A 20249-nucleotide genomic window follows, 5' to 3' on the forward strand; every position below is an offset into this window, starting at 1 on the left:
TGCGGCCCGCACCCGCTGCCCGGGGCCGGACGCCCCGAGACCAGCGCGCCCCGCACCCCCAGGTGCACCGGAAACCGAAGTGGTGAAGCAGAACCGATGACTGATGACGCCCGACTCCTCGACTACCTCAAACGGGTCACGGCCGACCTGCGCCGAGTCCGCGCGGAACTCGGCGACCTGAGAGAACGCGACTCCGAGCCGATCGCGATCGTGGGAACGGGCTGCCGTCTGCCCGGCGGGACCGACACCCCCGAGGCACTGTGGGAGCTGGTCGACACCGCAGGCGAGGTGATCGGCGGGCTCCCGACCGACCGGGGGTGGGACGTCGACGACATGCTCGGGCGCCCGGGTATGTCACAGGGCGGAGGGTTCCTCCGGGACGCGGCCGGCTTCGACGCCGAGTTCTTCGGTATCTCCTCCCGCGAGGCCGAAGCGATGGACCCGCAGCAGCGCCTGATGCTGGAGGTGACCTGGGAGTCCCTCGAACGCGCCGGAATCGACCCCGCCTCCCTGGCGGAGAGCCGGACGGGGGTGTTCACGGGGGTCAGCATGGTCGACTACGCCAACGGTGTGACGTCCGGGACCCTTCCCGTCCCCCCGGAGGCGGAGGGCTACCTGATGGCCGGCACGGCCTCCAGCGTGGTCTCGGGCAGGATCTCCTACACCCTGGGTCTGCGGGGACCCGCGCTGACCGTGGACACCGCCTGCTCCTCCTCCCTCGTCGCCATCCACCTGGCGGTCCGCTCCCTGCGCCAGCGCGAGTGCTCCCTGGCCCTGGCGGGGGGTGCGACCGTACTCTCCGGGCCGAGCCTGTTCACCGAGTCCGCCAAACAGGGCGCCCTCTCTCCCGACGGGCGCTGCAAGGCCTTCGGGGCGGGTGCCGACGGCACCGGTTTCGGTGAGGGAGCCGGAGCCGTGGTCCTGGAACGGCTGTCGGACGCCGTCCGCAACGGCCACCGCGTCCTGGCGGTCATCCGGGGCGGAGCCGTCAACCAGGACGGGGCCTCGAACGGGCTGACCGCGCCGAACGGGCCCGCACAGGTCCGGGTGGTGCGGGACGCGCTCGCCGACGCGGGCCTGACCGCCGACGACATCGACGCGGTCGAGGCCCACGGCACCGGCACCCGCCTCGGCGACCCGATCGAGGCCGAGGCACTCCTGGAGGCGTTCGGCCGCGGAGGGTCCTCCCACCCGCTCTGGCTCGGATCGGTGAAGTCGAACCTGGGCCACACCCAGGCGGCGGCCGGGGTGACCTCCGTAATCAAGATGGCGCTGGCCCTGGAGCGGGAGAGGCTCCCCCGGACCCTGCACGCGGAGGAACCCTCGCCCCTGGTGGACTGGTCGGCGGGGCGGCTGCGACCCCTGCGCGAACCCGTGGAATGGCCACGCGGCGGGCGCCCCCGCCGAGCCGGAGTGTCGTCGTTCGGGATCAGCGGAACCAACGCGCACCTGGTGCTGGAGGAAGCCCCCCGGCCCACCCCCTCGGAGGCGGAGCACGAGAGCCCCGTACCGCCCCTCGTGCGGGGCGGACAGGTCTGGACACTCTCCGCCCGCAGCGGTCGGGCGCTGTCCGCACAGGCGGACCGCCTGCACGAGCACCTACGGGGCCCGGAACGGCCCGCGGCGGCCGACGTCGCGCGGACCCTGGCCACCGGGCGACCGCACCTGCCCCGGAGAGCCGCGGTGGTCGGCTCCGGCGGGGAACGGCTACTGGAACGGCTGCGCGCGCTGGCCGACGGACACGCTCCGGAGGGGGTGGTCACCGGATCGGCGCCCCAGGGCGACAGCGGCCGCCGAGCCGTGTTCGTGTTCCCCGGCCACGGGGGCCAGTGGGAGGGCATGGCCAAGGACCTGATCGCGTCCTCCACCGTCTTCGCGGAGGCGGTCGGGGAGTGCGAACGCGCATTGGCGCCCTACGTGGACTGGTCCCTGGGGGCCGTGCTGCGCGGGGATCCGGAAGCGCCGCGGATCGTGGGCGAAGGCGTTCGCGTGGAGGTACTGCAGCCCGCCTCGTGGGCGGTTCTGGTGTCCCTGGCCAGGTTGTGGAGGGCCGCGGGTGTGCAGCCCTCCGCTGTGGTCGGCCACTCCCAGGGGGAGGTCGCCGCCGCATGCGCTGCCGGGATCCTCTCCCTGGAGGACGGGGCCCGGGTCGTCACCTGCCGCAGCCGTGTACTGCGCCGACTGGCAGGGGAGGGCGGGGCCGCGGTGGTCTCGCTCGGTGCCCGCCGGACCGCGGAACTGCTGGCGCCGTGGGGTGACCGGATCGGTGTGGCCGGCGCCAACGGACCCGAGTCGACCGTCGTCACCGGTGAGGGGCGGGCGGTCGCCGAGTTCGTGGAGGAGTGCGGGCGGCGGGGCGAGCACGCCCGGGCCTTCGACGTGGACTACACGTCGCACTGCTCCCTCGTGGACCGGGTCGAGGACGAGATGCGCGCCGGCCTGGCGGGGATCCGCCCCCGCGCCGGGGACGTCCCGTTCCACTCGACCGTCGCCCCCCGGCCCCTCCTGGAACCGGGGGACGAACCCACGGGGCGTCCGCTGGAGGGAACCTCGCTCGACGGGGACTACTGGTACCGCAACCTGCGCCACGGGGTGCTCCTCGAACCGGTGATCCGGCGGCTGGCGCAGGACACCGACGTGTTCGTCGAGGTCGGACCGCACCCCGTCCTCTCCGTGCCCGTCAGGCAGACCCTGGAGGCGGCCGGGTACCCCGAACGCCCGGTCGTGCACACCCTGCGCAGGGGGGAGGACACGTCCGAGCGGTTCCTGACGGCCCTGGCCGAAGCGCACTGCCACGGTGTCGGCGTCGACTGGGACCGGGTTCTCGGAGACAGCGGCCGGGCGTCGCTCGCGGACCGGCTTCCGACCTACCCCTTCCAGCGTGAGCGGTACTGGCTGACGGCGCCCGCGGGCGCCACCGACCCCGCGTCCCTCGGCCTCACGTCCGCGGGGCACCCCCTCCTCGGCGCCCGCGTCCCGGTGGCGGGCACCGGCCAGGTCCTCCTGACCGGTTCACTCGACTGCGACAGGACCCCGTGGCTCGCGGAGCACGGGCTCTCCGGGCGTGTCCTGCTCGCCGGGTGCGCGACCGTGGAGATGCTCCTGCACGCCGGACGCCTCTGCGACAGCCCGGAGATCACCGACCTGACGCTGCACACCCCCCTGGAACTGACCCCGGGGGGCGACGGGACCGCGGTCCAGGTCGTCGTCGACGGCCCGGACGTCCGCGGTCGCAGGGAGGTCCGGATGCTGTCCGCCTCCGCGGACGGCCGGAGTTGGACCGTGCACGCCGAGGGCCGGCTCGCCCCGGCCGCCGCGGCCGGCCCCGCGGCCCCGGTCCCGCCGGGACCGGAAGCGGTGCCCCTGCCCGCGGCGGACGCCTACACCCTCTTCGCCGCCCAGCGCATCGACTACGGGAGGGCCTTCCGCGGCCTGCGAGCCGCTTGGGCCGACGAGTCCCGGATCTGGGCCGATGTCGCCCTCGACCCCGCGCCCCCGGACGCCCACGCCATGGCGGGCCCCCACCCGGCGCTCGTGGACGCGGGCCTGCAGACCGTGTTCCTGCGCCGCCTCGCCGAGGGCACGGGCGCACGGCCCCTGATGCCGTTCGGTTGGAGCGGGGTCCGGCTGCACGCCACGGGCACGCCCTCGAAGGTGCGCGTCCAGCTCACGGAGACCGGCCCCGACACCTACCAGGTGCTCGTCACCGACGGCGAAACGCCTCTGCTGTCGGTCGACTCCCTGGTCGTCAGGGAGGCGCCGGCCGACTGGGGCACCGAGGACAGCGCCCTCTTCCACCAGGCCTGGGAGGAGGTGGACCGCACCCGGGGCGGGGACGCCGCGCCGGACCGGAGGTCCTGGGCCCTGGTCGGTGCATCGGACCTGGACGGGATCGACCGCCACGCGGACGCCGCGGCCCTGACCGCCGCACTCGACCGGGGGGCGCCCGCTCCCGAGCTGGTCCTGCTGGACACGGACGGCCGGGGCGGCGCCGAGCCCGCGGACGCGCTCGCCGAGCTGCACCGCGTCCTGGGGGCCCTGCAGGGGTGGCTGGACGACGAACGCCTCACCGCGACGAGGTTCCTCATCCTCACCAGGGGGGCGGCCCGGCTGCCGGACGACGACGCCGGCCCGCTGCCGGCGAACCTGCCCGGAGCCTCGGTGTGGGGCCTGGTGGCATCCGCCGAGTCCGAACACCCGGGACGGTTCCTCCTGCTGGACGCGGACCGGGTCACGGCCCCGGTCGTGGCCCGGGCCGTCGGAAGCGGTGAACCCCGTCTCGCGGCACGCGACGGCCGCCTGTTCGCCCCGCGCCTGACCGAGACCGGGCCTCCGGGCGAGGGGCTGGCACTGCCGGTCCGCGACCCCTCCTGGCGCCTGGACACGAAGGGCCAGGGGGTCGTCGACGGGATCGACGCCGTCCCGGACCCCGACCAGAGGCGTCCCCTGGGCCCCGGGGAGGTGCGTGTGGCGGTCCGCGCCGCGGGGCTGAACTTCCGCGACGTGCTGATGAGCGTGAACATGTACCCCGATCCCGGCAACATCGGCAACGAAGGTTCCGGGGTGGTCCTGGAAGCCGGGCCGGACTCCGGAGGGCTCGCCCCCGGCGACCGGGTCATGGGCCTGTTCCCCGGAGCGTTCGGCCCCGTCGCGGTCGCCGACCACCGGTATCTGGCGCGGGTCCCCGACGGGTGGGACCACGCCGACGCGGCCGCCGTCCCGGTCGTCTACCTCACCGCCTACCTCGCCCTGGTCGAGGAGGCCGGGATCCGGGCCGGGGAGACCCTGCTCATCCACTCCGCCGCCGGAGGGGTGGGCCTGGCGGCCCTGGGGATCGCCCGGCACCTGGGCGTACGCGTGCTGGCGACCGCGAGCCCCGAGAAGTGGGACGTCCTGCGCGCCGCCGGGGTCGCGGAGGAGGACATCGCGCACTCCCGCCGGCTCGACTTCGAGGACCGGTTCCGCGCGTCGGTCGGAACCGTGGACGTGGTGCTCAACTCCCTCACCGGGGAGGCGATCGACGCCTCGCTGCGGCTCCTGGCCCCCGGAGGGCGGTTCTCGGAACTGGGACGCAACGAACTCCGCGACCCCGAGCGGATCGCGGCCGAGTACGAGGGTGCGCGGTACCGGGCCTTCAACGTGCTCGAACTGGGCCCGGAACGCATCCAGCGGGCCTTCGCCGCTCTCCTGCCGCTGCTGGAGAGCGGGGCGATGCCCTCCGTCCCCGTCACCCGGTACCCGATCGAGAACATCGTCGAGGCGTTCCAGGTCATGCAGCAGGGGCGCAACGTCGGCAAGATCGTCCTGGACCTGTCCACCCGCTTCCGGCCCGGCGGCACCGTACTGATCACCGGTGGCACCGGCAGACTCGGTGCGCTGTTCGCCCGCCACCTGGTCGTCCGGCACGGGGTCCGTGAGCTGGTCCTGCTCGGACGCAGGGGGCCGGACACCCCGGGCGCCGACGAACTCGTGGCCGAGCTGGGCGGGTTGGGGGCGCGGGTCCGCTTCGAGTCCTGCGACGTCGCCGACGCGGACCAGCTCGGGGCGGTCCTGGACCGCATCCCCCGGGAGCACCCGCTCACCGCGGTGGTGCACGCGGCCGCGGAGATCGACGACGCCACCGTCACGGGGCTGACCGGCCGGACCATGGACCGGGTGCTCCGCCCCAAGGTCCAGGGGGCGTGGAACCTCCACAGGCTCACCGCCGACCTCGACCTGGACGCGTTCGTCCTCTTCTCCGCGGCCGCCGGTGTGCTCGGCAACGCAGGGCAGTCGGCGTACGCCGCCGCCAACTTCTACCTGGACGCCCTGGCCCACCACCGCCGTGAACAGGGCCTGGCCGCCCATTCGTTGGCCTGGGGCCGTTGGGGGGACGGGAGCCAGGTGTGGGAGGAACTGGACGAGGTCACGACCGCGCGCATGTCCAGGATCTGGGGCATGGAGGCCATCGAGGAGCGCGAGGGCTGCGCCCTGTTGGACGCGGCCCTGGCCACGGAGCACGCCCATGTGGTCCCCGCCCCGCTGGACCTGGCCGGGCTTCGCGCCCGGGCGGCCGCGGGCGCACCGGTACCGGCGATCCTGCGCGGTCTGGTCGCGGTCCCCGAGGACGTCGGCACCGCGACGGCCGAGGAGGCGGGAGCGGAGCTGGTGAGGCGGGCGGCGGCCGGGGCGCAGCGCACGGAACTGCTCGCCCGGCTGATCGCCGAACGCGCAGCGGTGATCCTCGGGCACCGTTCGGATGAGGGTTTCGACCCCGGGCAGGACTTCCTGGAGTCCGGGTTCGACTCGCTCACGGCCGTCGAGCTCCGCAACCACCTGCAGACCCTCAGCGGTCTGCACCTGCGTTCGACCCTGGTGTTCCAGTACCGCACACCGCAGACCCTGGCCGCGCACGTGGACGAGGAGATGAGCGCGGACACCGTGCCGGACCAGCCCGCATCCGGCGGTCCCGGCGGGTCCGACAGCCTCGTCGGCCTCTTCCTGGAGGCGTGCGGGGCCGGACGCCACCAGGACGCGGTGAACCTCGCCGTGACGGCCTCACGGGCACGGGCGGTCCACACCGGCCAGGACGCCCCCCGGCCCAGGACGACCGCCCTGGCCTCGGGCGAGCGCGAACCCGTCCTGATCTGCCACCCGTCACTGGTGATGACCTCGGGGCCCCAGGAGTTCTCCCGTTTCGCCACCACCTGGCACGGCCGCCGCGACCTGCGGGTCCTGACCGCCCCCGGCTACCTGCCCGACGAGAGCCTCCCCGCCGATCTGGACACCTTCGTCCGGGAGCAGACGGACGCCGCGCTCGAGGCGGCCGGGGGCCGACCGTTCGTCCTGCTCGGCCGTTCCTCCGGCGGTTGGGCGGCACACGCGGTGGCGGAGGAACTGGTGGACAGGGGGACCCCTGCCGTCGGTCTGGTACTGCTCGACACGGCCTACCCCGGGGACGCGGAACTCCTTCCCCTGGTCACCGAGTTCGTCACGGAGCGCGCCACCGAGTTCGAGCTCATGGACACCGCACGGCTGACCGCGATGGGCGCCTATCTCGACCTCTTCGCGGACTGGCGTCCGGGCAGGCCGGTGCCGGGCACCGTACAGATCCGGCCGACCAGTCCGGTGGTCACCTCCAGCGGCGCGAAGCTGGGTATGGACTGGACCTGGCCCGCGGAACACATCCGTGTCGACGTTCCGGGAGACCACTTCACCATGCTGGAGGAGCATGCGGAGGCCTCCGCCGCCGCTGTTGAGGAGGTCATCGCCGGGCGCCTGTGACCTCCGACCGGAGGGCCCGCCGACCGCCCCGCACCCGCTTCCGGGGGAACCCGGCGCAACCGGCGGGCACCCGGTGTCCCTCGCGGTGGATCCACCGCGAGGGACACCGCCCCGTGCGGCCGGGGCACCGCCGAACCGGAACAAACCCCACACCCGGGGCGTTCCTACGACGGTGCGACCGGGGCCAGCGGGCCCCGGAGCGCGGCCTCCCGTGCCCGAAACAGCACCCGAAACCGTGCCCGCCGGGAAAACCGGTTGCCAGCCCTCCTAACCTTGAGTACTGATGAGCACCACCACGCCCGCGCCCGCCGCGGACCAACTCCGTTCCCGGTTGCGCGACCTCATGCCCGCCGACCGGCACCGGCTCCGCCGCCGTATCGACGGCCTCGCCAGGATCCGTGACGAGCGCCGCCGTGCCTCGGTGACCGCGCAGATCGCCGGGGACATCGACCGCGCCGAACTCCGCGTGGGCCTGCGCCGCGAAGCCGTGCCCGAGCTCAGCTACCCCGAAGAGCTCCCGGTGAGCGCCCGGCGCGAGGACATCGCCGAGGCCATCCGCGACAACCAGGTCGTCATCGTTGCCGGTGAGACCGGTTCCGGAAAGACCACCCAGATCCCCAAGATCTGCCTGGAGCTGGGGCGCGGCGTCATGGGCACGGTCGGCCACACCCAGCCCCGCCGGCTGGCCGCCCGCACCGTCGCCGAGCGCATCGCCGACGAGATCGGCACCCCCCTGGGCGAGACGGTCGGCTACAAGGTCCGCTTCACCGACTCCTCCAACGAGAGCACGCTCGTCAAGCTGATGACCGACGGCATCCTGCTCGCCGAGATCCAGCACGACCGCATGCTGCGCCAGTACGACACGCTCATCATCGACGAGGCGCACGAGCGCAGCCTCAACATCGACTTCCTGCTCGGCTACCTGAAACAGCTCCTGCCCAAGCGGCCGGACCTGAAGATCATCATCACCTCCGCCACCATCGATCCCGAGCGGTTCTCCCGCCACTTCGACGACGCCCCCATCGTCGAGGTCTCCGGTCGCACCTACCCGGTGGAGGTCCGCTACCGGCCCATCTCGGACGACATCCTCGACCCGGAGGAGAAGAACCCTCGGCAGGGCACCGCGCCGGAGGCGTCCGTTGAGGGTGGTGGCGGGCGACGGGTGGGCACCGACAAGGACCAGACCCAGGCCATCCTGGACGCCGTCGACGAGCTCTCCCGCGAGGAGCCCGGCGACATCCTCGTCTTCCTCAGCGGCGAACGCGAGATCCGGGACACCGCCGAGGCCCTGGAGAAGAAGAAGCTCCGCGGCACCGAGGTCCTGCCCCTGTACGCCCGCCTGTCCGTGGCCGAGCAGAAACGCGTCTGGTCCCGGCACGGCGGCCGCCGCGTCGTCCTGGCCACCAACGTCGCCGAGACCTCGCTCACGGTCCCCGGCATCAAGTACGTGATCGACCCCGGCACCGCCCGCATCTCCCGGTACTCCCACCGGACGAAGGTGCAGCGCCTGCCCATCGAAGCGGTCTCCCAGGCCTCCGCGAACCAGCGCAAGGGGCGTTGCGGCCGGGTGTCCGAGGGCATCTGTATCCGCCTGTACTCCGAGGAGGACTTCCTCTCCCGCCCCGAGTACACCGACCCCGAGATCCTGCGCACCAACCTCGCCTCGGTCATCCTGCAGATGGCCGCGCTGGGCCTGGGCGACGTCGCCGCCTTCCCGTTCGTGGACGGCCCCGACCACCGCCAGATCAAGGACGGCGTCAACCTCCTCGCCGAACTCGGCGCACTCCAGCCCGAAACGGCGCAGACCAAGACCACCAGGCCCGCGGACCGCACCGCCGAGGGCGGGAAGGGCTCCAGGCAGCGCCGCCTCACCCCCCTGGGCCGCCGCCTCGCCCAGCTGCCCGTCGACCCGCGCCTGGGCCGGATGGTCCTGGAGGCGGAGAAACGCGACTGCCTGGCCGAGGTCATGGTCATCACCTCGGCCCTGTCCATCCAGGACCCGCGCGAACGCCCCACCGAGAAGCAGCAGCAGGCCCAGCAGGCGCACGCCCGGTTCACCGACAAGGAGTCGGACTTCCTGGCGTTCCTCAACCTGTGGAACCACCTGCGCGACAAACAGAAGGAGCTGTCCGGCAACCAGTTCCGCCGGATGTGCCGCGAGGAGTTCCTCAACTACCTGCGCGTACGCGAGTGGCAGGACATCCACGGCCAGCTCAAGCAGGTCCTGCGCACCATGGACATCGAGGTCCCGCCGCTGCGCGAGGAGGCCGCCAACCCGCGCGACGTGCACATGTCGCTGCTGGCCGGGCTGCTCTCGCACGTCGGCCTCAAGGACCCGGACAAGCACGAGTACCTGGGCGGCCGCGGCGCGCGGTTCGCGATCTTCCCCGGGTCCGCGCTGTTCAAGAAGCAGCCCCGTTTCGTCATGGTCGGCGAGCTCGTCGAGACCTCCAAGCTCTGGGGCCGCATGGTCGCCCGGATCGAACCGGAGTGGGCCGAGGAGCTCGGCGCCGACATCGTCAAGCGCAGCTACAGCGAACCGCACTGGGAGCGCAGACGCGGCGCCGTCATGGCCTTCGAGAGGGTGACCCTCTACGGGGTGCCGATCGTCGTGCAGCGCAAGGTCTCCTACGGCCGGATCGACCCGGAGCTCTCCCGCGAGCTGTTCATCCGCCGCGCGCTGGTCGAGGGCGACTGGGAGACCCGGCACCAGTTCTTCCACGCCAACCGCAGGCTCCTCGACGAGGTGGAGGACCTGGAGCACCGGGCCCGCCGCCGCGACATCGTCGTGGACGACAACACGCTGTTCGACTTCTACGACCGACGTGTCGCGGACTCGGCCGTCTCCGCCGCCCACTTCGACTCCTGGTGGAAGAAGGCCCGACGCACCGAGCCCGAGCTCCTCGACTTCACCCGCGAGGAACTCATCAACGACGGCGTGGACGTGGTCAGCGAGGACGACTACCCCGACGTGTGGCGCCAGGGCGCGTTCGTCTTCCCGCTCACCTACCAGTTCGAGCCGGGCAGCGACTCCGACGGCGTCACCGCGCACATCCCGGTGAAGTTCCTCAACCAGATCGAGAACACCGGTTTCGACTGGCAGATCCCCGGCCTGCGAGACGAGCTCATCACCGCGATGATCCGGTCGCTGCCCAAGCCGCTGCGCCGCAACTTCGTACCGGTCCCCGACAACGCGGCCCGCGCCCGGGGCGGCCTGACACCCTACGAGGGCTCCCTCGCCGGGGCCCTGGCCGCCGAACTCACCGTGATGGCGCACGGCGAACGCATCCGCCCGGAGGACTTCCAGCTCGACCGGGTCCCCGACCACCTGCGCATCACCTTCCGCGCGGTCGACGACCGAAAGCGCACCCTGGCCGAGTCCAAGGACCTCGAACAGCTGCGCGCCAAACTCAAACCGCGGCTGCGCGAGGCCATCGCCACCGAGGCCAAGGGCGTGGAGAGGAAGGGCATCACCTCCTGGGACTTCGGTCCGCTGGAGCAGACCCTGGAACGCAAGGCCCTGGGTCCGAAGGTCAAGGGCTACCCGGCCCTGGTGGACGAGGGCGAGAGCGTCGCCATCCGCATCTTCGACACCCGGCCCGAACAGCGCGCCGCCATGCGGTCGGGCACCCGGCGCCTGCTCCTGCTCACGGTCCCGTCCCCGGCGACCGCGGTCAGCAAGGGCCTGAACAACCCGGACAAGCTCGCCCTGGCCGACAACCCGCACGGGTCGATCAGGAAGATGCTGGAGGACGCCGAGTCCGCGGCCGTCGACCACCTGCTCACCCGCGAGGGCGGCCCGGTGTGGAACGCCGGGGACTTCGCCGGGCTCGCCGACCGGGTCCGCGCCGACCTGGGGGAGACCCTCGCCGAGATCCTGGACAGGACGGCACGCATCCTGGTGCTGTGGCGCAAGGTGTCCAAGAAGGTCAAGGGCACCACCTCCCTGGCGGTCCTGCCGTCCCTCAACGACGTCCAGGGCCAGCTCGGCGACCTGGTGGGCGACGGCTTCGTCACCCGCGCGGGCCTGTCCCGCCTGGACGACGTGCACCGCTACCTGCGCGGTGTCGAGTACCGGCTGAACAAGCTGCCGGAGAACCCGCGCCGCGACCAGGTCCACATGTCCAAGGTCGAACAGATGCGCCAGGCCGTCGCGAAGGTCCGGGGCGCGCTCCCGGCGGGCCGCGCCCAGGACCCGGACGTGGTCGAGCTGAGCTGGATGCTGGAGGAGTACCGGGTGAGCCTGTTCGCCCAGGAGCTGCGCACGGCGTACCCGGTCTCGGACAAGCGCATCATGAAGGCACTCGAAGCCGTCAAGCAGGCGGGGAGGTAACGGCGGTCCCGGCACCGTCCCCGCCCGCGGAACGGTCTACGGGTACCCGGCAGCGGAGGTCGCTCCTCTGCGGGCTTCGTTCTCCTGTTTGGCGGCGAAGAAGTCACCGCCCTTGCTCAGGGCGTCGTCCGTGCCCCAGGACTCGTCGGCGCCGACCCTGCGCAGGTGGGGGATGTGCTTGCGGCAGTGGATGTAGGCCTCCTCGACCTGGACCATCATCCACATCTGGGCCCGCTGGCCGGGTGTTTGGGGCAGGGGGAGACCCGGAACGCGGGGGCGCAGGCGCTCGTCCTCCATGATCTTCACCCGGCCGTTGACGTGCAGGCCGATCCGCTCCCGCTGGAAGTCGAGGAACATCAGCCCGATGTGCGGGTTCTGGACGACGTTGCCCGCGCTGGCGAACACGCCGTTGCCGCGGTACTCCGGGTAGGCGAGGGTGCGGTCGTCGATGACGTGGACGAAACCGGGCGGTCCGGCCCTGAAGCTGGAGTCGCACTCGCCCCGGCTGTCCGCCGTGGCGATGAACAGCATCTCCTGACGTGCGATGAACTCCTTCATGGCCGGGTTGAGGTGGTCCAGCATCTGGTCCCGGTAGAAGCGGTCGGCGCGGTCGGTCGTGCCCATGACCGCCTGTACGTGGCGCTCTCCCTCGGTTCCGGGCATGCGGTTCGGGTCGGTCTGTGTCATGAACGAAGGCTTTCGACGGTGTGCGGTGTGCGGGGGACGGAGCTCCGGCGGCCGTCAGTGCGCCCTCCGGGGCGCGGTGGGGGAGGCCGCGGCGAGTTCGGCGCCGGCGAGCATGTTGGCGGTGACCCACTGGTAGACCAGCACCCATGCCGAACTCATCGAGGACGACCAGGTGGGGGAGGTCTCGCTGACCGCGCGGACCAGGGCGCGCCCGACGTGGGGGTAGTGCTCGGGGAGCACGCCCAGTTCCCGGCGGTGCTGCAGTCCCAGGCGCTGGAGGTACCGCGCGACCTCGTCGGGGGAGTCGAGGTGGCGGACCACGGACAGGAGGGCGTCGGCCATGCGCTGCTGCTGCGGTTTGATGTCGGCGGAGAACATGCCCCGCACCTCGGGAACCATGGCGAAGAGGTTGTCGTAGAAGGATCTGGCCAGACGTGTCGATCCCTCGGGGATGTCGACGCACGACTGGCGGACCAGATCGATGGTCTCCTGGTCGGGGAGCGGCACTTCGGATATGGAACGGAGGGTCAAGGCGGGTCCAGTTTTCAGGTGAGCGGGGAACCACGGGCGGTGAGTACGCGCCGCGGCGCGCGCCCGTCGGCACCGTGGACGACGGGGCCCTCACCGGGATGTTCTTCTGTGGGCCGCACGCGCTTGCGCGCGGGGCTCCTGGATGCCGTCCGTCCGTTCGCGGCCTCGCCGCCCTTCTGGGGCAGAAGCTGGGCGCTGTGAACGGGGCAGGTGTGGCGGAGGCGGCCCTGAAATCCCTGTACCGGGCTGTTGTGGAGGAACTGTAACAGATGCACTACTCAGTGCAGAGGTTTCTGTTTTGTGACTCATGAGTAGTTCTGTGACTCATGAGTTTGGGACCCGAGAGGGGCGAACACGTCCTTTTCCCGGTGGAGGTCAGGGCGGTAACATGCCGCCGGTGGTATAGACCAAATCTCCGCCCCAGGCGAAGGAAACGAGGCACCCGGTGGACACACCACGACGACTCCTGCTCGTGGGGACCTACACCCCCGACTCCGACCCGCAGGGGGAGGGACGGGGCATCCACCGGGTCTGGTTCGACCCGCACACCGGCGCGATGACCGACGGCGGGGTGGCGGCCCGTACTCCGGGCCCCTCCTTCCTCGCCTACCGCCCCGAACCTCCCACGGTGTACGCGGTCAACGAGCGCGCCGAGGGCAGCCTCACCTCGTTCCGGGTCCACGGCGACGCCACCCTCACCGAACTCGGCTCGGTGCCGACCGGCGGCGGCTCCCCCTGCCACGTCCGCTACCTCGGCCCCCGCCAGGTGGCCGTCACCAACTACGCCAACGGTGTGGTGACCCTCGTGTCCACCGGTGAGGACGGCGCACCCACCGGGGTCACCCTCGAACTCGCGCACCAGGGCACCGGTCCGGTCACCGACCGCCAGGAGGGGCCGCACGCGCACAGCACCGCCGTCGCCCTCGACTCCTTCGAACCCGGCAACCGTTACCTGCTCGCCGCGGACCTGGGCACCGACGAACTGCGCGCCTACCACTACAGCCCGGTCCCCGAACAGCTCGCCGAGGACGCTCCCGAGCCCCGGGAGGACTCCTTCCCCGGGGTTCCGCTGCCGCCGGGCACCGGGCCCCGCCACGCGGTCGTCAACGGCGACCACGTGTACGTCGCGGGGGAGCTCGACTCCCGGGTGCACGTCGTCCGCTGGGACGGGGTCTCCGGTACCGGGGAACACCTGGGCTCGGTCACCGCGACCGCGGACGAGGCCGCCGGGAAGAACTTCCCCGCCGAGATCGCCCTGCACCGGCTCAAGGTCGAGGGGCGCGAGATCGCCGAGGGCGACGCCCTGCCGCTGACCAGTACCTACGAGGGCCGACTGTACGTGTCCAACCGGGGCGCCGACGTCGTCTCCACCTTCGCGGTCCGTGACGGCGGCGCCCGCCTGGAGCACCTCGCCGACACCCCCGTGGGCGCCTGGCCCCGCCACTTCACCGTGCTGCGCGGCCACCGGGACGAGCCGGACCACCTGGTCGCCGCCGCCCAGAACGGGGACGAGCTGATGTCGCTGCGCATCGACCCGGACACCGGGATCCCCGCCGACACCGGCCACCGCCTGGGGGTCCCGGTGCCGGTGTGCGTGCTCCCGGTCCCCATCAAGAGGATCCGAAGGGCCGAGACCGACCGGGCCTGACCAGAACCCCGCCCGGCTCCTCCGCTGACGCGGCGGAGCCGGGCGGGCATGCCCGGTGTCGGGTAGGGACGCCGGTTTCCCTGCTCTCCCGACTGTCAGAGGCGAGCCCGGAGCCGCGCCCCCAACACTGGCGTGAAGTGCGTCACATGTCTGATGTCGGCCGGGGCTTCTCTTCGCGTTCCGTGCGATCGCGCTGGGCGTGCGACCTTCCGAAACTCCTGTCCTCCTCCTGCCGCTCTCCTTCCGTGCCGTGAACGGGCGCTGACACATCGGGACAGATCCCGACAGAATTAGAACCGCGGCTACGCACGGCGCGACTCATAGAACGCAAAGCCATCTCGTTGTGCGGACCAGAGCGGAGGAGCAGGCCCGTGAAGTTCGAGTTCACCCCGGAACAGGAGTGGGACTCACCTCCCGACCCGGATCCCGGACAGGACCAGGAGGGACCTCCCTCGCCTGCCGCTCTGATCGCCGCGGCCGGTGAGCGGCTGCACCTCCGGACCCGGACCGACCTCGACCGGCTGCACACCTCCCTGAACCGGATGCTGTACACCGTCGAGGCAGCCCGCCCCCAGCCGGAGCCGCCCCTGAGCGCCTCCGGCTCCGAGCAGGAGAGCGGGCTCTTCCGTCCCGAGGTCTTCGGCCCCCGGCCCCGGGGAGGCGGCGGTGGGTAGCTGGAGTGTGGACCCGGGCCAGGTGGGCACGGTGCTGACCCAGGTCGCCGGCTACATCGGTGAGGAGGGCGGGGGTGAGGGCCTGCTCGGGCACATGGACGCCATCCAGGAGGCCATCACCGGCAGTGAGTCGGCCGCGCACAGCACCCCGGTCAGTATCGCGCTGGGCGAGTTCTGCGGGCACTACTTCGGGGTGATGGGCGAGATGGTCGCCAAGACGGCCAGTGGCATCGAGGGTGCCAGTGATGCCACCAACGCCTACGTCAACGGTGATCTGGAGATGGCCGCCGAGGCGCAGAGCACCGCTGGGGAGGTCCCCGACCCCACGGTCCCCTCCGGGCCGGTGGGCGGACCGGGCGCGGGCCGCCCCGTCTGAGCAACTCCGGCCTGTAGCTTCGAGCCCCCGGATCCACCGCTGTCCCCGTTCGTCTCCCCCTCGGGCCGACCCCACGGCCCTCTCCCTCCCCTTGGAGTCCTTGCGTGCCCACCGACGAGCAGCCCTCCCTGACCGACGGCGACAACAAGATCGACCCGAGCCTGTTCCCGGTCCCCGAAACCATGACCCACGTGCTGGAGATACGCGCGGCCAAGCTGCGCACCGGTGGCGTGAACATGTCCCAGAACGGCGATGACATCGTCTCGGCCTGGGACGGGCTGAGCGAGTGCTACAGCGCCCCCGAGGCCGAGGAGCTGTACTCGGCGCTGGCCCCGGTGACCTCCAACGGGGCCGTGATCGAGCTGGCCACCGAACGCGTGGCCAGCGCCCTGGAGACCTTCGCCGAGACCGTCCGCGAGATCCAGGCGGACTGGCGCAGCCTCAAAACCGAGGCCAACGCCTTCCTGGCCGGTATCGCGGGTGACGACGAGTGGGACAAGCCCGACCATCTGCTCACCAGGACGAGTAGCAACGTCGAGGAGAACGATCGGCTGCACGGTGAGGCGGAGAAGCTGATCGCCGCCTTCGAGGAGGCCGAGCGTGACTGCGCCAACAAGATCAACATCGGCATCGTCGGCCGCACCGACTTCCTCAGCGGCGAGGAGGCCCAGGGCAAACCGCTGGGGCCGAACGCGTTCGTCTACGACACGGTCAACCTCAACACCGACATCCCCTCCACGTGGGGCGATCCGGCCGGGGCCGACACGTTCTGGTACCAGGACGTGGGTGATGCGGTGTGGGACTTCGGTGTGGGCGCGGCCGAGGATGTGGGCGCGATGGTGGGTGCGCACTCCTCACAGGGGTGGTTCAACCAGTCCTGGGGGGATGCGCTCAAGGAGTACCACTGGGACAACCTGACCTCGGCGGCCTCGTTGGTGGGGATGTATGACGCCGAGAGCGACTCCCTGGGCTGGTCCGGTTTGGGCTCGGCGGGTGAGGCCTGGAAGGACCTGGCGCACTCGGTGGTGCCCTGGGAGGAGTGGGGGGAGCGGCCCGGTTATGTGATCGGTACCGCGTTGCTCAACATCGGGGCGACCGTGGGTGGTGCGGCCCTGACCGCCACGGGTGTGGGCGCGGTGGTGGGTGTGCCGTTGATGCTCTGGCGCGGCGCGGCCGTCCTGGACGGCATGGGCAGCTCCGGCCGCGGTGGTTCGGGCATGGATGTGGACCTGCCCGAGCTCCCGGAGATGCCCGCCTTCGGCGGTAACGGTGCCCCGGTGGTGCCGGTCGACCTGAGCAACCTCGACACCAGCGGCTTCAGCCCCGAACAGCTCAACGAGATGCGGGCCAGCCTGGACCGGATCGCTGTGAGTCATGGCGCGGACAGCGAGACCTCCCCCGGCGGTGGCCGTCCCTCACAACCCCGCCCGGGTCAGAGCGAGGCCAGCTACTCCTCTCAGCGTTCCCCGAGCTCGGCGGGGGCCGACCCGGAGGAGGCCCGGGTGGGGGACCTGGCTCTGTACGAGCAGATCATCAACCACCCGGAGAACCAGGAGTTCGATGCGAGGGTGAGCCAGCAGGCCGCCCCCGAACTCCAGAGTGTGGACCGGGCGGCCAAGACCGACCCGCATGGTCCTGCGGGGTCCCCGGAAAGCCGCTGGACGGCCAGTGAGCTCCTCGACGAACCGGACCCCCGCGCTCGGGAGCTGGCCACCACAGCGCCCCGGCCCGACGCCGATGTCCAGCATGCGCAGAGCCGTGGTTCCCAGGACCAGCATCTGCGTGTGAACGACAGCGAGGGCGCACGTTCCGATGGTGACCGTGCGGGCCAACGCGATCCTCGCTCCGAGGCTTCGCCCGACGGTCGTGAGAGCCCGCGGGTGCAGGACCGCAACCCCACCGCGACCAACCAGGACGGCAGAACTAACTCCCCTGGGAATGCCGGTGACTCTCACGCCGCCAGTACTCACAGAGAGATGACCTCGGCATCAATCCGAAGCGATTCGAATTCATCATCTTTCCGTGAGGAAAACAACTCCGGCGAAGGCCTTTCTGCTCGTGAATCATCAGGCTTGCCAGAGAGGTCGTCTCGCAATATGGGGAGGGAAGGTGAAATCGATTTTGATGATTCTTCCTCCCGACCCCAAAATGCTTGGGATGCCCCTGGTCGCAGGCTTCCAGATCCAGATATCAGTAAAGATCCCTCTCCTCTGGAGTCGATCGGTTCCGACAGCGATCGCGCACCGAGCCGAGAAAGTCCGTTTGATACTAGCAACCTGGACCCAAATAAGCACTATAAAGTTTATGATAAATCTGGGCGCTATCGGGGAATCTATAGCACTGGCCCAGATGGAAAGATTGTCGAGATCAGGACTTTTCCCGGAGAGTCGGGATCCTGGAATCCTGATCTCGGGAACCCCCTCCCCAGGGTAAATTACATCATTGATTCAACCAAGTCTGGGTCGAATAAGAAATTTGTATTCCAAACAGATGCAAGCTCAAGGACGGTTCGGGCTTACGGGGAGCTCGATCTTTTGGATAAGGCTGATAAAAAATACAGGCACAATAATCAGCAAAGTGCTGCGGGAAATGAGGGCAAAGATTACTTTGATGATCCCAGGGTGGACGAGGGGAACCCGAAGAGCGCTTCTCTTAAGGATGCATTCGAGAGTGTCGCTTGGAATGGTGGTCACCTGATTGGGACAAAATTTGGAGGGACCGGGCACAGCATCAACCTCTTCGCGCAGATGGAGCTGACCAATAAGCACCAGAGGGGGCCGAACGTTCCGCATGTCAACTTCCGTGACCTGGAAGTTGCCTTGGCAAATGTCTTGAAGAATAGTAATAACAGGGTTGACTTTGAGATTGAGTGCTTGTTCGCAACAGAATCAGACGTCCCGACTGCGATTAGGGTGAAAGCCTTGGTCAATGGCAAGCCCCCTCTCCTGACGACGCACAGGAGAAATCCGGATACCGGAGAGGTCATTCAAGTCAAGAAGGAGTTTCCTGTGCTAGAATACGTCAACTCGCCGCCGATCAAAGAGGGATACGCGGCATCCCTCCCGGGCGGCAATTCAACTATTGGACATTAAGGGGTTCGGTATGGAATTCTCGGAACACGAAAAGCTGATTGAAATCGGGAGAAACTTGGCGTCGGAGGCCCCGGAGGATTGGCTTCGGATTGAAGTAGATGTGTTCATGTTGGCGGAGGTTTCCACTTCCTCTGTTGAGGTTTTCAAGGAAGACGGAAGCCGCGAATTTTTCGATATTCCCTTCTCGGCAAGTATGGCATTCCGGGAGTTGCGCGAAGGCATGCACACCGCTGAATATGGAACTTGGTTTTCAGCTCAATACTCCCTTGAAAAGCCCGGGAGGTTCAAGGTCGAATATGATTACGACAATGAGCCCCCTTTTCCCTATCCACTGGACTCCGAGCGGTATGCCAATGATTATTTGAAGTTTCCTCGCGCTCTGGAAAATATTCCAGAGTGGCTTTTTGGAAAATTTGAAGAATGCAAAAGGAGGGAGCGCGAGCGGATTGAAGATTCAAATCAAGAGGATCAATAAGAACTCATCCTAAAGTCCCGCGAGTAGCTCTGCGCCTGGCATGATCACACCCTGTGAGTAGTATGTTGCCCGCCGGGCTCTGGGCGACCGTCCAATCGCTACTACCCCCGCCACCGAAGACCGGCCGGCCGCGTGCGGACCAGAGAGTGGTACTGACCACCGTGCTGTCCGTCCAGGCCTCGGCTGCTCATGGGAGAAGGCCGACGGCCTTCTCGGTGTCACCCGTGCTACCGTCCACCACTGGTTGAAGGATCTGGACCGAGACGGGTCTGTGGCCCACGATCCACCGCATGATCCTGGATGAGGTGGTCAGGCGTGCCCTGCTGGACTGGTCCCGCTCCACCGTCGACTCCCAGCCGACCCGTACCAAGCCAGGGGGAAACAGGGCTAAAACCCATTGACCGTGGCAAACCCGGCTCCAAACTCCACCTGCTGCGCGACAACCAGGGCCTTCTGCTTACCCACGCGATCTCCGCGGCCAACGTCAACGATGGCCAAGCACTTCAACCCCTGGTGCGGCGAATCCCGGCGGTACGCTCCCGGCGAAGCCTACTATTCTCGCGATCGGCGCCGCTGGCTACGCGAGCGGGGGATTGGGGTGCGCATCGCCCGCCACGGTATCGAGTTCTCCTAACGTCTGGGGCGGTGCCGGTACAAGGTCGAGCGCTCCATTGCTTGGCTGTGCTCCTGCCGAAGGTTGAACGTGCGCTGGGAATGCAAAGCCTCCACCTTCCTGGTGCCTGCATCCTCATCTGTTACAAGCAGCTGACCAAGCATGCTGGCGGCTTTTGAGATGAGCTCTGGGGTGGACCCGGACTTCCATTTCGATGTCGAGTCCGGATACTTGTCCGAGCACCTCCTCCAGCGCAGCTGGTACGGAGAACTTCCTACCTGAACCAGCCCAGCAACCCGATCGCACCACCCCCAGTCCCCGCACCGAGACGGTCCCCGGCCAGCCCAGTCACACCCGACCGCCGGGGTGGGTGGGCCGCTCGCGGCGGCGTTCGGAGTCGGGTACGACCACGCGCACCAGGTTCCAGCACTCGGGGGAGCCGTCTCCGACCGCCAGAGGTTCGCGCCCGTGACCTGGGTCTCAGTCGAACCCCTACAACTCCGCCCCGGACTCTTCTGTGCGCCCCGCCTCCTCACCGGTGAACCGGCATAACGGAC

General features: G+C 69.7%; 9 protein-coding genes and 1 pseudogene. 8 read left to right on the forward strand and 2 right to left on the reverse strand.

The features are described 5' to 3' along the window. Positions 1-96: 96 nt before the first annotated feature. Both IE195_RS22545 and hrpA read left to right on the forward strand, forming a co-directional pair. Complete coding sequence (locus IE195_RS22545; protein ID WP_191274950.1) at positions 97-7263, forward strand: type I polyketide synthase; 7167 nt, start codon at positions 97-99, stop codon at positions 7261-7263. A 283-nt stretch (positions 7264-7546) separates the two neighbouring features. Continuing rightward, on the forward strand, positions 7547-11596 hold the full coding sequence (hrpA, locus tag IE195_RS22550) for an ATP-dependent RNA helicase HrpA (protein WP_191274957.1): 4050 nt from the start codon (positions 7547-7549) through the stop codon (positions 11594-11596). 36 nt (positions 11597-11632) lie between these two features. Here hrpA and IE195_RS22555 read toward each other — a convergent pair whose 3' ends face one another. Beyond that, positions 11633-12283 (reverse strand): pyridoxamine 5'-phosphate oxidase family protein, encoded by a 651-nt coding sequence (locus IE195_RS22555; protein WP_191274959.1) that lies wholly within the window; start codon positions 12281-12283, stop codon positions 11633-11635. A gap of 54 nt (positions 12284-12337) precedes the next feature. Beyond that, entirely contained in the window at positions 12338-12814 is a 477-nt protein-coding gene (locus tag IE195_RS22560) for a globin domain-containing protein (protein WP_191274961.1), read from the reverse strand. 445 nt (positions 12815-13259) lie between these two features. On the opposite strand from IE195_RS22560, the gene IE195_RS22565 reads away from it, so the two are divergent. The 6 genes and pseudogenes from IE195_RS22565 to IE195_RS26730 all read left to right on the forward strand — a co-directional run. After that, positions 13260-14462 carry a lactonase family protein gene (locus IE195_RS22565; protein WP_191274963.1) on the forward strand — a complete coding sequence of 401 codons (1203 nt, stop codon included), beginning with the start codon at positions 13260-13262 and terminating at the stop codon, positions 14460-14462. A 371-nt stretch (positions 14463-14833) separates the two neighbouring features. Beyond that, complete coding sequence (locus IE195_RS22570; RefSeq protein ID WP_191274965.1) at positions 14834-15136, forward strand: hypothetical protein; 303 nt, start codon at positions 14834-14836, stop codon at positions 15134-15136. Beyond that, positions 15129-15512, forward strand: coding sequence for a DUF6507 family protein (locus IE195_RS22575; RefSeq protein ID WP_191274967.1), 384 nt, complete (start codon positions 15129-15131; stop codon positions 15510-15512). Before IE195_RS22570 ends, IE195_RS22575 begins: the two co-directional genes overlap by 8 nt. Positions 15513-15616: 104 nt before the next feature. After that, a complete protein-coding gene (locus IE195_RS22580; RefSeq protein WP_191274969.1) occupies positions 15617-18604 on the forward strand; it encodes a DNA/RNA non-specific endonuclease in 2988 nt (995 codons plus the stop codon). A gap of 10 nt (positions 18605-18614) precedes the next feature. Then, complete coding sequence (locus tag IE195_RS22585) at positions 18615-19079, forward strand: immunity protein YezG family protein (protein WP_191274971.1); 465 nt, start codon at positions 18615-18617, stop codon at positions 19077-19079. Between the two features lie 649 nt (positions 19080-19728). Further along, positions 19729-19848: pseudogene (locus IE195_RS26730) on the forward strand (IS5/IS1182 family transposase); the annotation flags it as partial. Positions 19849-20249 lie beyond the last annotated feature (401 nt).

Source organism: Nocardiopsis terrae (genome assembly GCF_014651695.1).
GTDB classification, from domain to species: Bacteria; Actinomycetota; Actinomycetes; order Streptosporangiales; family Streptosporangiaceae; genus Nocardiopsis; species Nocardiopsis terrae.